This is a genomic window from Cytobacillus sp. Bac17 (assembly GCF_024519925.1).
Classification (GTDB): Bacteria; Bacillota; Bacilli; order Bacillales; family Cytobacillaceae; genus Cytobacillus; species Cytobacillus pseudoceanisediminis.
The window spans coordinates 17,079-31,988 of record NZ_JALJRC010000045.1; the positions used below are offsets into that span (position 1 = coordinate 17,079).

Genomic DNA, 14,910 nt, shown 5'->3' on the forward strand with positions numbered 1-14,910 from the left:
TAGAAATCCTTCCTTTATATTATATTTTTACTTCGAACTGTCCGGAAAGCTTCACTTCACCAGCTTCATTTTTAACTGAAACTTCTCCTGTCAGTCTCTTCTCATCTTTTTCCATTCTCTCCCCTGTCACTTTTCCTTCTATTGTCAGTTTCTCGCCAGGACGCGTCATTTTGCTGAAGCGCACTTTGAACTTTTTCAGGTTTTTTCTCGGAAACCAATCAGCCAGTGCTTCGCCTGCCATTCCCATAATGAGCATCCCATGGGCAATCACACCGTCCAATCCCGCTTTTTCCCCAATCGGTACTACTGTATGAATTGGATTAAAATCCCCGGATGCGCCTGCATACTTGACCAGCTGTGTATGTGTGATCTCGGGTTTATGAATCGCTGTTAATTCGCTCATTATTCTGTTCCCCTTCTTTCGATAATGGTAGATTCCGAATATAGAACCTTGATTCCTTCACTGTTTTTATAATGAATTCCTATAGTGATAAAACGCAGATTCCTCTTTTCAAATGCTGAGATTAACTGAGGAGCGGCAGTTATTGTATCGCCGGCGCATAATTCCCCCATATAGCGATATTCCTGTCCTCCGTGAAGAACCTTAAGCGGGTCAAGGCCGAATAGGCTGATTAGGGTTTCGAAATCCAATCCTCCCCACATCTCTATGGCCGTCGGAAATGTAGGCGGAATGGGGATGTCACGGTATCCCTCTTTTCTCGCGATGTCCGCATCATAATAAATAGGATTTCTGTCTCCAATTGCCATAGCAAATTCCTTGATTTTCCCCCTCTCAATGGTGAAGCGGAAAGGTTTTAGTTTTACATCTTCTTTTAAAAGAGATTCCATTACAAAAAGCACTTCCTCTCATCATGTTTATAATCTTTATGTATTCGACTTTTACCTTCTGCTTCCTTTTAATTTTCTGAACTTTTAAGAAGACGGCAAATTGCATTATGAAGAATTCGCGATTACGCGCTAAAAGTGGTATACTTTTAAGGATTATGTATTTGGAGGAATAAAAATAATATGATAACTGTCAGTAATGTAGGTCTTCGATACGGCGACCGCAAACTATTCGAAGATGTTAATATTAAATTCACACCTGGCAATTGCTATGGTTTGATTGGAGCAAATGGTGCCGGTAAATCAACTTTTCTAAAGATTTTATCCGGTGAAATCGAGGCACAATCGGGAAGTGTTCATTTAGGTCCCGGCGAGCGCCTTGCTGTCCTGAAACAGAATCATTTTGAATACGAAGAGTTTGAAGCATTAAAAGTAGTCATCATGGGACATGCCCGCCTGTATGAAGTAATGCAGGAAAAAGATGCGATTTATATGAAAGCCGATTTCACTGATGAAGATGGAATGAAGGCTGCTGAACTTGAAGGTGAGTTTGCAGAACTGAACGGATGGGAAGCGGAATCTGAAGCAGCTATTTTGCTGAAAGGGCTGGGCATCGAAGAAGAACTTCATGACAAAAAAATGGCTGACCTTTCCGGTTCTGAAAAAGTGAAAGTTCTTCTTGCGCAAGCCCTTTTCGGCAAGCCGGATGTTCTTTTGCTGGATGAGCCGACAAACCACTTGGATATCAAAGCAATTCAATGGCTTGAGGAATTTCTGATCAACTTTGAAAATACTGTTATTGTTGTATCCCATGACCGTCACTTCTTAAACAAAGTATGTACTCATATTGCCGACCTTGACTTTGGGAAAATTCAGATTTACGTCGGGAACTATGACTTCTGGTATGAGTCGAGCCAGCTTGCACAAAGGATGGCTCAGGATGCCAATAAGAAAAAGGAAGAAAAAATCAAGGAACTTCAAAGCTTTATTGCCCGCTTTAGTGCGAACGCATCAAAATCCAAGCAGGCAACTTCACGTAAAAAGCTTCTTGATAAGATTTCTTTGGACGACATCAAACCGTCTTCCAGAAAATATCCGTATGTCGGATTTTCGCCTGACCGTGAAATCGGGAATGATTTGCTAAGAGTAGACGGCATCAGCAAAACAATTGATGGCGTAAAGGTTCTGAATAATGTCAGCTTTATCATGAACAAAGATGATAAAATTGCGTTAGTTGGCACAAACGAATTGGCGAAGACTACATTATTTAAAATATTGACTGGTGAAATGGAGCCGGATGAAGGAACGTATAAGTGGGGTGTTACAACATCTCAATCCTATTTCCCGAAAGATAACTCGGAGTTCTTCGAAAACTCTGATTTGAATCTTGTAGACTGGCTGCGCCAATTCTCACCTGCTGATGATAGTGAAAGCTTCCTGAGAGGTTTCCTTGGAAGAATGCTATTCTCTGGTGAGGAAGTTCTAAAGAAAGCAAGCGTTCTCTCAGGTGGAGAAAAAGTCCGCTGCATGCTTTCCAAAATGATGCTTAGCGGTGCAAATGTACTTATGCTGGATGAGCCAACCAACCACCTTGATTTGGAATCCATTACAGCATTGAACAATGGGCTAATTAACTTCAAAGGGTCTATGATTTTTGCATCACATGACCATCAGTTCATTCAAACCATTGCCAACCGCATTATTGAAATTACACCGGCTGGCATCGTCGATAAGCAAATGACTTATGATGAGTATTTAGAAGATTCATCCATTCAAAAACAAGTTGCTGATATGTATCAGTAGACAGTAAAAGCAGGAGGAATAACCTCCTGCTTTTAATTTTTGTTAAAAGTCTTGTTTTTTCTTTTTATGGCGTGCAGAAGAAGCTGTTCTGCTGCCCGTTTCCATATTGGTTGTACCTTGACCTTCGATGTTTGGGGAACTTAGTCCAGCCTTTGAAGGGTCTTTTTTGCGTTTGCTCATGTTAAACACCTCCTTTCTTACTGTTTCGTGTTATGGCTAATTTTATCCATGGAATAAAAATGGAGTACAAAAGCCAATCTAACAAACGGAGGAGGTGTTAACATTGACGAAAAGAGTAGCGGTTGAACAATCCTTAACAAATGTTTCGGAAGCGCTTCGCGAAAAAGGTTATGAAGTGGTTGATATGAAGACGGCGCATGATGCTGAGAACTGCTCCTGCTGTGTAGTGAGCGGTGTTGATTCAAATGTGATGGGTATGCAGGATGTTTCTACAAAAGCTTCTGTCATTGAAGCTAGCGGCCTATCGGCTGATGAGGTATGCCGTCAGGTGGAGCAAAGAATGCAATAAAAGATTGTCCAAAGACTAAAGAGAATTTCTTTAGTCTTTTTTCATAAAAAAAGACATGCATTAAACCCGTCTTCTTCTTCTGGCTTTTGCTTTTAGATTTTTCCTTAATATTAGTATAAAGATTACAAATAAAAATATTATTAAGCCTGCTCTGCCATAGTATCCAGTTGTCTCTTTCCCAGTCTCCTTTTCTGTTTTCAGCTGGCTGGAAACCACTTCATCCTGTTTGTCTTCCAGAAGCTTTACAGATTGAATGATCCTTCCGTTTTCATTCTTAATCTGCAGCTTTCCTTTTGATGTAATGTCTTCTTCGTAGATTCCTTTTGGCAATGTTATGGCTACATTTTCACCGCCAGTTGTATAGGTTTTTCCATCAGAAGGAAAAACGTCAGTGCTGCTCAGTGTCGAGGTTTCAAAGTTGCTGAACCCATAGTTCAAAAGGTTTTTTGTATCATTATAAATATCCCGCTTGAATTCAGCTTTTAATACAATGGCCGTTAACTTTATTGAATCGTTTTCGGCAGAAGTGGCGAGGGTCTGCTTAGCTTCATCTACGAAACCGGTTTTTCCCCCTGTCACTCCTTCGAATGGAACCTCACCTTTAAGCATCCTGTGATGAGTAAAGATGGTGGTGTCCCATGACTTTCCTGCCCACTTCATTTCCTTTGTTCCGTAGATTTCTCGGAAGGTCTCATTTTTCAGGGCGTAATTAGTTAATTTTGCAAGGTCCCCTGCCGTTGTATAGTGGTTTTCATCAAACAAACCGTGAGGATTAACAAAGTGAGTATTTTTTAAGCCTGCACTCTCTTCAAGATAGTGATTAAGGTTCTCTGAGAATGCTTTCATATTGCCGTCCAGATGCTCAGCAATGCTCCAGGCAGCATCATTTCCTGAATTAATCAGCATTCCCTGAACGAGTTTTATTAAAGGCACTTTTTCTCCTTCCTCCAAATAAACTCGTGTTCCTTCAACCTCTGCTGCTTTTTTGCTTATAGTTGCTATGTCCTTTAAGTCTCCATTTTCAATGGCATATATGGCAGTTGCTATTTTCGTCAAACTGGCCGGGTACATCTTTTTATCCGCATTTTTTGCATACAGAACTGCACCTGATTCAGAATCTGTTACAATTGCGGCTTCACTGATAATTGCAGGGTCTTTTGGTTCCTCTGCTGCTGCATATGCAGTTGGAAAACTGAATAAAAGCAGGATGAATACAAGCAATTTCTTCATGAATACACATCCAATTCAAACCGATAATCATTACTGATTGTACCAGACAATTCATGCATACTTATATGGTGTTTATCAATTGTTACATAATTGAAAATTTAATGCCGTAATTTGAGAAGATTGATAATGAAAGGAAATGACCTGCTTTTATCTTTTCCAAAACAACAAGAACTTAAAATTTTGAAAAACAAAAAAGCAATCCAATTGGACTGCTTTTTAGCTAGAGCATCCGCCTCCGCAGCTCGAACAGCTGGAGCCGCCTGAATCATGTCCTCCTCCTGAATCATGATCACTATGGCTGCTGCAAGAGAAGCCGGAGCAGTAAACCATTCCGGAAGCACTGTCTTTTGCGAGTTCGGGGGGAAGAAGTTCGTTCATATTGTCCTCGAACCTATCTGGTTCATAAACCGAAAAATACACGGCTGGAAACAACAGATAGGAATATTGGCTGACAGATGCGGGCTTCGTAAATTCCAGCGCCTTCTTCCCAAGCTTCATTGATTCTGATTCAGAAATTTCATGCTTCAGTTTTTCTATCATTTTCTTTTTCAGTTCAAGCCAATCATTTCCTGCCCTGAAATACATATTTAACAGTTCAGTCTCATTCATGCTTCTAAAATCATCAAGTATTTCCTTTTTAATCGGATTTTGCAAAAAGCTTCCCCAAATTCTTCTGCTATTATGGCCTGCTTCAAAAAGACTTAAATACACCCAGTCAAAAAAAGCCCTTTCACCTGGTATAGGGGTGCTGTCCATATTTGGGGAATGGTGCAGGTATTCACCAAAGAAGTTTTTTGAAAAATGCTCATAATCACGGGTGAACATGAGCATTTCATGCCAAATATCATCCGCTTTACTGCTGAACATAGGCACTGTTTTCAGTATGGCATTCATCACAAAATATCTTTTTAGTTCAAAAAATGTCCAATCATATGCGTAGTCTTTCCATTTGGGGTGCTCCCTCAGTACACGATTTTTTATATTCTCCCTGTACCCTTCAGGTAATGATTTTTCTAAATTTCGAATCATTGGAAGATAGTCGTCGGACTGAATTCCCAAATGTTCAGGAAATGGCTCATCTTTAATAAATGGATCTCTTTTCGAACCAGTAACTATAACTTTAATGAAAATGGCAGCAAAAATCACACCAAAAATAAACAAAAATATTTCCATAGAACCTCCCCCAATCTATATATATGTTTCAATTATATATGAAATTTACAATATTTAGCAGGGGTAGTTTTCAAAAAAAAACCGCCCAATAAGGCGGGATAGCTAATTTTTTGTCTTTATATAATAACGCTTTAAAAATTCTACATAAATATCATCATGAACAAGCCATGCCTGGTCTTTTCTTTTAATATAATTTTCTGCCTGCTGAAAGTTCTGATAGGGTTCGCGGACGGGCTTTCCGTTCATTTCCAGAATCCAATTGTCCTCGCCTGCAGCAAAAATAAAAAATTTGTCTCCTTTCTTATTTTCGTAAAGTGATCCCTGCATAGAACTTTTATTATTGTATTTGTTCCTGAATGCATCCTGCCTCATGGGATCCAGAGGGAAAATATCCTGAACGAATAGTTTATAAGCATCTTTTCCCATCGAACAGCCTGACGCTTTTGCATGTCCTCCTCCTCCAAACTTTCCGGCGACGGCAGATACATCAACGTGGTCATGAATTGTCCTGAAACTGATTTTTTTGCCCCCAAGGTTTAAGATAGCGATATAATCCAAATGGGGAAAATCTTTGCCAAGTTCGTTTCCTAATTCAGAATGATAGGATTCAGCATGGACGATGCCAGCACAATATTCACCAATGAACGTTTGGACAATTTCCCGCTTCTTCCGTCTAACATAACGCTCAATCTTTTCCTCTTCCATTTCCAGTAATTTTTGTTCAAAATCATCAAATTCGAAATGATCTGAGTTTATGATTCTTTCCGTCATTTTTTCTTCGAATTCTTCAATGGAAACCATAAAGAATAGATCGTTCAGATTCTTTGCTTTAATATTATCATTTTGGTCCCATTCCCAAGTATCATACTGGCGGACAAGTTCAACGAATTCGTCCAGGGCCTGGGATGATTTAATCAGTTCATGTTCCAAGAGATATTCATACAGCAAAGAGGTTGCAGCTGTGAGCCTGCCATCATCATATTGAACCTTCACTCTGCCCCAGTTGTAATCATTAAAGTGCAGGGCTGTTTTGTGATGGTCAATTAATCTGACTTTGCCGCCGCCTTTTTCCAGATCATCAAGCCTTATCAAGTTTTCATCATTAACAGATAAATCCGTGATAATTAAAAAGTCATCCTTCAATTTCTTTTCATTTTCAAACAATTTTTCAATCTGATGATCAAGTCCCATTACAGAGTTATAGCGTACCTCGACATCTTTTCCAAAAGCAATCTTTGCAACGATGCCGCATCCGACGCCATCAAGGTCATTATGTGTATACAGCCTGTACAATATCAATCACCTGCTATTCTTAGACTCATTCCTCTACTAGTTTGGTTGTGCAGGAAAATTCTATGCGGAAAATCCCCGCTGCATTAATCGGGGATTTTCCAGTTAAAGCAATATATAGGCCAGAGGCGCAGCAATCAGTATCGTTAGAATTGTTCTTTCTGCCCAGATGACAAGCAGCTGAGGAATGGTGATCGGGATCTCTGTTGATAGAATACACGGGATAAGTGCAGAAAAGAAAATGATAGCTGATACTGAAACGACTCCGATAACAAATTTAGTGGCCAGTGCTGCCTCTGCTGCAAGCAATGCCGGCAAAAACATTTCAGCAATCCCCACTGCACTTGCTTTTGCTGCTAATAATGGCTCAGGCAGCTGCACTAGAGCCGTAAAAGGATAAAAGATATATCCAAGCCAGTCGAAAACAGGAGTGAATTCTGCAAGAACCAAGCCTAATAAACCTACTGACATAATGGATGGCAAAATGGACATCGTCATGACAAACCCATCTTTTAAATTATCTCTGATGTTTTTCCATAATCCAGGGGACTGAGCGGCTGTATCCATCGCTTCTTTCCAGGCTGCCTGCAGACGGCTCCCTGAAAAGGTTTCCTTTGGAGGCAGCTGTCCATTGTAATATTCTTCGCTCATTGATCTAAGAGGCCAGATTCTTACCGTAATAGCCGTTACGATGAAGGTTACAGCAAAGGTCGTCCAAAAATATATGTTCCAGATTTCCATCAATCCAAGTGTTTTGGCAACAACAATCATGAACGTTGCGGAGACCGTTGAGAATCCGGTAGCTATAATGGCAGCTTCCTTAATACTGTATTTTCCTTCTTTGAATACCCTGTTTGTAATGAGCAGCCCGATTGAATAGCTTCCTACAAAAGAAGCCACTGCATCGATTGCAGATTTCCCGGGTGTTTTCCAGATCGGCTTCATAATCGGCTGCATTATGACACCGAAAAATTCAAGGAGACCATATCCAACCAGCAGTGCAAGAAAAACGGAGCCGATTGGAACGAGCAGCCCGACAGGCACGACGAGTTTGTCAAACAAAAACGGCCCCATACTCGGGTCATATAGCCAGTCAGGGCCATAGCCGGAGACGATCATTATGGCGACAAATAACCCACTCACTTTAAAAATGGAAAATACAATATTTACCTTGTTCTTGTTCCAGGATTTTGTATAGAAAGGATAAATGGCGCCAAGCAGGATGACGAGTAAGGCATAATAAGGGACAGCTGCAGGTATGGAAGTCTGAATGGCTGTGACAATATGGTCAAGCATAATGGAGGATTTCTCATTAACGGTGACGGGAACAAAAAACATAAATAGGCCAATTGCGCTGAAAAGAAAAAATTTAACCTTATTTTTCAAAGCTGCATTTGGATTCTTGAGCTCAGGCTGGTGAGATTGATTCACTGCAGTTTCTTTTTCCATTCTCATTCCCCCTAGTAATTTAGCGGTAAGGAGCAAAATCAGCCCCTTACCTCCTGTTCATTAATGCTGTCAAAAAGGTCAGAAAAGTGTAAGTGCCTGCTTTCACCGTTGGCTGTGCCTGGTGATCTCTTGTTGGATCGAGGCAAACTATATCCATGGCTGCAGTTTTGGAAGAAAGTCCTGCAGCATATACCGCACTGAATAATTCTTCGGTGCTCATGCCGCCTGGTGTGGATGCAGGAACCCCAGGAGCAAAGCCGATATCAAGCACGTCCATGTCAATCGTGACGTAAATTTTATCCACTTTTGACTCCAGCTGTAAAAGTGCTTCTTTAACCGTTTCTTCAATTCCCCGTCTTCTGGCTTCTTTCAGCGTAATATAATTGAGTTTGTGCTCTTTTGCATAACTGATAAGTGACTGGCTGTTAAAAAAGCCATGAAGGCCAATATTATAGACATTTTCCCCTTTAATCATGCTGTTCTGAATCAGGTTGCGGATTGGTGTCCCATTAGTCGGCCCATGGTCTTCAAGGCTTCTGAGATCAAGGTGAGTATCGAGCTGAAGTATGCCGATTTCTTTTTCTGGCTCCAGTTCTTTCAGACCGCTGACAAGCATGGCTGTAATGGAGTGATCTCCTCCAATCGCAATTGGAAATGAATCAGGAAACTGTTTTCTTATATCTTTCATTGTCTGTTTGATATTGGAATGGCATTGAGGAATATCCGTGAAATGCATTTTTACATCGCCAAGATCTGCAACCTTCATCTTTTGAAGATCACTTTCAAAATCCAGATTGTATGTGGAAAAGCCTTTCCAGGATCTCCTGAATGATTCAGGGAATTCAGATGCTCCTGATGGGCTTATGGATGAGCGGGAAAGAGGGACACCAAATAGCACGACATCCCATTTTTCTTTTTTCAACTCCTCTTCCCTCTGGATTTGGCGTATCCATTCATTAACCTTAACGTCAGTTCCTAATTCGGCTTGCGGCCAAAAGAACCCGGGAGGATTTATTGTTGGCAGCATAAGCTTCCTCCTTTAACGACCACTTTCCCATTTTTAATCACGGTGTCTGTATGGTTCATTCCGTAGTGGTATTGCATTTGCATGTAGTTTGGTACATTGAGCAGCAGCAGATCAGCCTTTTTCCCCGCTTCAATGCTTCCCACTTCTTTTGCCCGATTGATGGCATGTGCTGCATTAATTGTAGCGGCAGTAATGGCTTCTGCAGGCGTTAAACCCATGTGCATACAAGCAAGATTCATCATAAAAGGCATGGAGCAGGTTGGAGAAGAGCCGGGGTTGCAATCCGTTGATAAAGCAACCGGCACACCTTTATCGATCATCCGGCGTCCTCTGGCGGCTTCGGCCATCAAGAAGAAAGCTGTGCCTGGAAGAAGCACACCGATTACTCCCTTTTCAGCCATCATTTCCATGCCTTTATCAGATGCTCTAAGCAAATGATCTGCAGAAATGGCACCGACTTCCGCGGCAAGTTCCGCTCCCTCATATGGTTCGATTTCATCAGCATGGATTTTTGGAATCAGGCCAAGCTTCTTCCCTGCTTCAAGCAGCTTTCTGGACTGTTCTGGAGTGAATACGCCCCTTTCACAGAAAATATCGTTGAATTCGGCAAGCTTTTCTTCCGCTACTTTCGGAAGCATTTCTTCAATGACCAAATCAACAAAAGCGTCTGGATTCTCTTTGTATTCTGCAGGAACCGCATGTGCACCCATAAAGGTGCGGACAATATCCACCGGATGCAGTTCATCCGCTTTCCGGGCTGCAGTCAGCTGCTTGCGCTCCGTTTCCCAATCCAGGCCATATCCGCTTTTTGCCTCTATTGTTGTTACTCCGTGTTTAAGAAAGCGATCCAGACGGACAAGACTCGCTTCTACCAATTCCTCTTCAGATGCTTTTCTGGTCATTGAAGTGGTGGCGTGAATTCCGCCGCCATTGTTCATAATTTCCATATACGTAGCCCCGTTCAGGCGCATATTGAACTCCTCTTCCCTGCTGCCTGCATAAACTAGATGTGTATGCGGATCAACAAGTCCTGGGAGAAGAATTTTCCCTGAGGCATCAATGATTTCAGCATCATGAAGCCGGCTTTGATAGTCAGCTTCCAGTTCCGCTGTTGTACCTGCTGATTTGATAATGTCTTCTTCGATCCATACCGCCCCGTCTTCTATGATGTGAAGTTCACTCATTTTTTCTTTCGTCAAGGGCTGTGCGGAGCTGCCCTTTAATGTAATCATTTGATTTGCATGTTTGATAAAAATAGGTTTTGAGTGCATAATGTGCTCCTCCTTAAAAAATGGAAGTTCCAATCCGAAATAATAACGGATTGGAGTGCTTCCTATTAGAAAATATAAAAGGCTATTTGCCAGTTTAAGAGTTTTCTTTGCTGAATTGATTGGCTTATTTGCTGATTTGGTGTTTTCTTTGCTTGTTTTCCGCCATCTTTTGCAAAGTTTATAAAATACATTAAAAAATCTTTATTTCATCATCGGAATGTTTACGCCTTTTTCTTTTGCTGTTTTGATAGCAAGGTCATAGCCTGCATCAACATGGCGCACAATTCCCATGCCCGGATCAGATGTAAGCACCCGTTCAAGGCGCTGTTCTGCTTCCTTTGTGCCGTCTGCCACGATGACCATTCCAGCATGAAGTGAGTAGCCCATTCCTACACCGCCTCCATGGTGGACGGATACCCAGCTTGCACCGCCGACCGCATTGATCAGTGCATTCAGGATCGGCCAGTCTGCCACTGCATCACTGCCGTCCTTCATGCTCTCTGTCTCACGGTTCGGTGATGCAACGGAACCAGAATCGAGATGGTCGCGGCCAATAACGATAGGTGCTTTCAATTCACCTTTTGCCACCATATCATTAATTATTTTTCCAAATCGGGCGCGCTCCCCATATCCAAGCCAGCAAATTCTTGAAGGCAGGCCCTGGAATTGGATTTTCTCCTGTGCCATCCTGATCCATTTGCAAAGGTGTTCGTTATCAGCAAATTCGCGCAGGATCACTTCATCGGTTTTGTAGATATCTTCAGGATCTCCCGATAGTGCTACCCAGCGGAAAGGTCCCTTTCCTTCACAGAATAGCGGCCGGATATAGGCAGGCACGAATCCAGGGAAATCAAATGCTTTCTCAACACCTTCATCTTTTGCCACCTGACGGATATTGTTTCCGTAATCAAATGTGACTGCACCTTTCTTTTGCATGTCCAGCATAGCCTGAACATGGACAGCCATGCTGGCCTTTGACTTCTGAACATATTCAGCAGCATTTTCCTTTCGCAGAACAGCTGCATTTTCTAAAGAATAGCCGATTGGAACATAGCCATTTAAAGGATCATGTGCAGAAGTCTGGTCAGTCAGGACATCCGGGATGAAGTTCATTTCCAGCATTTTTGGCAGAATTTCAGCTGCATTGCCTAAGAGGCCGATAGAAAGCGGGCGGCCCTCGTGTTTTGCCTCTGTTGCTAATTTAATAGCCTCTTCAATTGAATAAACTTTTGTATCCAGATATTTGGTTTCAAGTCTGCGGTCAATGCGGTGTTCATCTACATCAATAGCAATGCAGACACCATCATTCATTGTTACTGCAAGCGGCTGAGCGCCCCCCATTCCTCCAAGTCCTGCTGTTAAAGTAATGGTCTGTTTCAGTGAACCGGAGAAGTGCTGTCTGCCAAGCTCAGCAAAGGTTTCATAGGTTCCTTGCACGATTCCCTGACTTCCGATATAAATCCAACTTCCAGCTGTCATTTGGCCGTACATCATCAAGCCTTTCTTATCAAGCTCATGGAAGGTATCCCAATTCGCCCAGGCAGGCACAAGATTCGAATTGGCGATCAATACCTTCGGTGCATCTTTATGTGATTTAAAGACCGCAACCGGCTTGCCGGATTGGACAAGAAGTGTTTCATCGTCTTCTAATTCATGCAATGTTTTGACAATCGCGTCATAGCAGTCCCAATTTCGTGCTGCCTTCCCAATCCCACCGTAAACAACCAGCTCTTCAGGAATCTCTGCAACTTCTTTGTCTAAGTTATTCATAAGCATGCGGAGTGCTGCTTCCTGAATCCAGCCCTTAGCATGAAGCTCACTGCATTGATAGTTTTTTATTTCTCTTTTTGTTTCCGCTTTCATTGTTATCCCTCCAATGTTATCTCATATTTAGATTTTATAATGTGAACTATCTGAAAAGTATAATAATTAAGTTTGATTTTTTATAATTTTGTTATATTTTTATAGTGTATTTTTATGAATTTTATATAAATATTAGTATTTTTATAATTAGAACAAAAAAATAAACCTCCGGTTACATGGAGGTTTTATGCATGCTCTTTCTAAATTGATTTGGCGGCATGCCTTTAATCTTACTGAAAACTTTATTGAAATATTGCTGATTGCGAAAACCGCAGACAGATGCGATTTCCTTAATGCTTATTTCTGATTCCATCAAAAGCTTCGCAGATTGCCTAATCCGGGTTTCATTAAGCAGCTCCCGGAACGACTTGCCGCATTTTTTTGCGAGCATGGAGCTGATATAATTCGGGTTTCGATCTGCATATTCAGCTGCCCTTTCAAGAGTAACCTTAGGGTCCCAGTAATTCGTCTCAATAAAGAATAGGACTCTGTCAGTAAGTTCCAGCTTCAGCTTTTTATCAGAGCGTATGGTTTCAAAAACAAAGGAAATGAAGCTAATCATTTCGTTAATGACCTGGTAGATCAAGGGGGAATAAAGGATAGTCTGGAATAAACGAAGATATTCTTTCTCCATATCCCCGTCTGCCAGCCGGAAAGTCTTCATATGCCTGCGAATTTGCGCAAGAATACTGGTCAGCCGAATTCTGATGAGTCCTGGTTCCGGATAAGGGTCTGCCAAAATAAGAAACTCCTCGTAAAACCATGACTTCAGTGCTTCTAAATCAGACTGATTCAGGAAATCAATCCACCTGCTCTGTTCCTCGGGGGTTAAGAATGGATCAATTGATAGCCATTTAGGCAATGAGCTCTCCTCAATTACCTGATTAAATCCCCTGTAAAAAGTTAACTCCATCAGCTTCCTGTTCGCAAGATAGTGGCTTCTGACGGTTCCGCTGCCCTCCTTACCAGTATAAATGCTGATCGCAATTTGTTCTGCCGACGTTTCCTGCCAATCTCTCATAAATCTCAGGCTCTCCTCTTTCCAGGCCACATCAGATTTCTCAGCAATAATCAAAATCATATCATTCAAAATAAAATAGTGAACTGTTTTTTGGAAAGTATAGCTTTCAAGAAATTTAAACAGCTTTGGAAGCTCCAGAGGATTTTTGGTCTTAATTCCGATAGATACAAGTGGTTCAGCCGAATTAGATTCTTCTATAAATAAATCCTGGTAATTGAAGTCTTTTTCAGCTTTCTGACTGGATTTTTGTTCTGCAGAACGACTAATCATCTGATTGCGCCTATGAATCTTTCGCGCTGATTTTAATAAAATATCTGCTGAAATCGGCTTAAGTATTAAATCAGATACACCCATGTCGATGGCTCTTTTTGCTTGTGAAAAGGTCGCTTCCATTGTTAAGGCAATCAAATCCGGCCCTATGATCTGAGTGGTTTTTAAAAATGAACCAAAACTTTCTTCATTTATCAGATCAAGTTCAAAAATCAATAGGTCTGGCTGAAAAGTTTCAAGCTTCTTAATAAGCCCTGCTTCATTTTGTGCTGACTCTACCTGCCATGCGTTCATAGAAGATTTAAGAAGCCACTCTATGCCTTTCGTATCGTACTCATCCCGATTGGCCACAAGTACTTTGTACATGCTGCCACATCCTTTTTTAATTCTATTATGAAATAATATTTTGACAGTTGTAAAGAAATTATCGTAAAAATCTCAGAAATATTAGACAAGTTATGATGCCCTTCCTGCATATCTATATATGGACAACCAATTAGGAAGGAGTATGAGCATGCCTTTTCTTGTATTAAAGAAACGCAGCATCATTGCATTTGTCATCATATTTTCAGTCATCGTTTCTGCATCAGTATGGTTTTTTTCAAAATCTGATAGTTTGACAGTATTCAACCAGACGGAGGGCGAAAAAGTCCGGGAAATTCATATGGTTACAGGAGAATTTAAAGCCAAGCTGCCTGATGGCAAAGAATTTGAAGCTTATCGCTGGGATCCGGGAACTATTTTTCTGGAAAAAGATGAAAAGGTAAATTTGAAGATTTGGGGAGTTAATGGAATGGAACATCCATACATCATAGAAGGGACTGATATTAAAGGTGTGGTAAAAAAAGCAGAAGAAACGGTTGTCCCACTTCAATTTGATAAGGAGGGCGTTTACCGTCTAGTGTGTCTTACTCATCCGGATAAGGATAATAGCGGACCAATGATTGCTTATATTGTAGTAGACTAACTAATGGGAAAAGGGAAAGCACCGGATAATCCGGTGCTTTTCTAAATAAAAAGAAAACTTTGTACTTCGAAAACTGTCTAGCGCAAGCAGCCTGTCCCCTCGGGATGAGGACCCATGACAAGGAAGGCTTCGTCAGCATAATCATCGCACGACCAAAAGCGGCAGCTTTTG

Annotated in this window: 14 protein-coding genes; 3 read left to right on the forward strand and 11 right to left on the reverse strand. The window is 41.3% G+C overall.

Annotation, left to right across the window (positions count from 1 at the left end):
- Positions 1 to 19: 19 nt before the first annotated feature.
- Together NR125_RS26965 and NR125_RS26970 are read right to left on the reverse strand one after the other, a co-directional pair.
- Positions 20 to 403 carry a MaoC/PaaZ C-terminal domain-containing protein gene (locus NR125_RS26965; protein WP_009334575.1) on the reverse strand — a complete coding sequence of 128 codons (384 nt, stop codon included), beginning with the start codon at positions 401 to 403 and terminating at the stop codon, positions 20 to 22.
- The gene (locus tag NR125_RS26970) at positions 403 to 849 is read right to left on the reverse strand and encodes an FAS1-like dehydratase domain-containing protein (protein ID WP_009334574.1); all 447 of its coding nucleotides are present in this window, start codon (positions 847 to 849) and stop codon (positions 403 to 405) included. The genes NR125_RS26965 and NR125_RS26970 overlap by 1 nt, the downstream gene beginning before the upstream one ends.
- A gap of 180 nt (positions 850 to 1,029) precedes the next feature.
- Between NR125_RS26970 and NR125_RS26975 the strand changes: the two genes are divergently transcribed.
- Positions 1,030 to 2,649, forward strand: coding sequence for an ABC-F family ATP-binding cassette domain-containing protein (locus NR125_RS26975; protein ID WP_009334573.1), 1,620 nt, complete (start codon positions 1,030 to 1,032; stop codon positions 2,647 to 2,649).
- A gap of 42 nt (positions 2,650 to 2,691) precedes the next feature.
- Here the strand turns inward: NR125_RS26975 and NR125_RS26980 are convergent, their stop codons facing one another.
- Positions 2,692 to 2,829: a YuzL family protein gene (locus NR125_RS26980; RefSeq protein ID WP_019379858.1), complete on the reverse strand. Its 138-nt coding sequence runs from the start codon at positions 2,827 to 2,829 to the stop codon at positions 2,692 to 2,694.
- A gap of 103 nt (positions 2,830 to 2,932) precedes the next feature.
- On the opposite strand from NR125_RS26980, the gene NR125_RS26985 reads away from it, so the two are divergent.
- Positions 2,933 to 3,178, forward strand: a complete 246-nt coding sequence (locus NR125_RS26985; protein ID WP_009334572.1) for a YkuS family protein — start codon at positions 2,933 to 2,935, stop codon at positions 3,176 to 3,178.
- Positions 3,179 to 3,238: 60 nt separating this feature from the next.
- On the opposite strand, the gene NR125_RS26990 is transcribed toward NR125_RS26985, so the two are convergent.
- From NR125_RS26990 to NR125_RS27025, 8 genes are all read right to left on the reverse strand, one after another.
- Positions 3,239 to 4,408 carry a D-alanyl-D-alanine carboxypeptidase family protein gene (locus tag NR125_RS26990; RefSeq protein WP_019379857.1) on the reverse strand — a complete coding sequence of 390 codons (1,170 nt, stop codon included), beginning with the start codon at positions 4,406 to 4,408 and terminating at the stop codon, positions 3,239 to 3,241.
- A gap of 216 nt (positions 4,409 to 4,624) precedes the next feature.
- Positions 4,625 to 5,581, reverse strand: a complete 957-nt coding sequence (locus NR125_RS26995) for a glycine-rich domain-containing protein (RefSeq protein WP_009334569.1) — start codon at positions 5,579 to 5,581, stop codon at positions 4,625 to 4,627.
- A 102-nt stretch (positions 5,582 to 5,683) separates the two neighbouring features.
- A complete protein-coding gene (locus NR125_RS27000) occupies positions 5,684 to 6,874 on the reverse strand; it encodes a DHH family phosphoesterase (protein WP_192908603.1) in 1,191 nt (396 codons plus the stop codon).
- 102 nt (positions 6,875 to 6,976) lie between these two features.
- Complete coding sequence (locus NR125_RS27005) at positions 6,977 to 8,320, reverse strand: YjiH family protein (RefSeq protein WP_009334567.1); 1,344 nt, start codon at positions 8,318 to 8,320, stop codon at positions 6,977 to 6,979.
- Between the two features lie 46 nt (positions 8,321 to 8,366).
- Positions 8,367 to 9,347, reverse strand: coding sequence for an agmatinase family protein (locus NR125_RS27010; protein WP_009334566.1), 981 nt, complete (start codon positions 9,345 to 9,347; stop codon positions 8,367 to 8,369).
- Positions 9,332 to 10,618, reverse strand: coding sequence for an imidazolonepropionase (gene hutI / locus NR125_RS27015; RefSeq protein WP_009334565.1), 1,287 nt, complete (start codon positions 10,616 to 10,618; stop codon positions 9,332 to 9,334). Before hutI ends, NR125_RS27010 begins: the two co-directional genes overlap by 16 nt.
- Positions 10,619 to 10,819: 201 nt before the next feature.
- Entirely contained in the window at positions 10,820 to 12,481 is a 1,662-nt protein-coding gene (gene hutU / locus NR125_RS27020; protein ID WP_192908604.1) for a urocanate hydratase, read from the reverse strand.
- A gap of 172 nt (positions 12,482 to 12,653) precedes the next feature.
- Positions 12,654 to 14,138, reverse strand: coding sequence for a response regulator transcription factor (locus NR125_RS27025; protein ID WP_192908605.1), 1,485 nt, complete (start codon positions 14,136 to 14,138; stop codon positions 12,654 to 12,656).
- 148 nt (positions 14,139 to 14,286) lie between these two features.
- On the opposite strand from NR125_RS27025, the gene NR125_RS27030 reads away from it, so the two are divergent.
- Complete coding sequence (locus NR125_RS27030) at positions 14,287 to 14,739, forward strand: cupredoxin domain-containing protein (RefSeq protein WP_019379850.1); 453 nt, start codon at positions 14,287 to 14,289, stop codon at positions 14,737 to 14,739.
- The last annotated feature ends 171 nt before the right edge of the window (positions 14,740 to 14,910 follow it).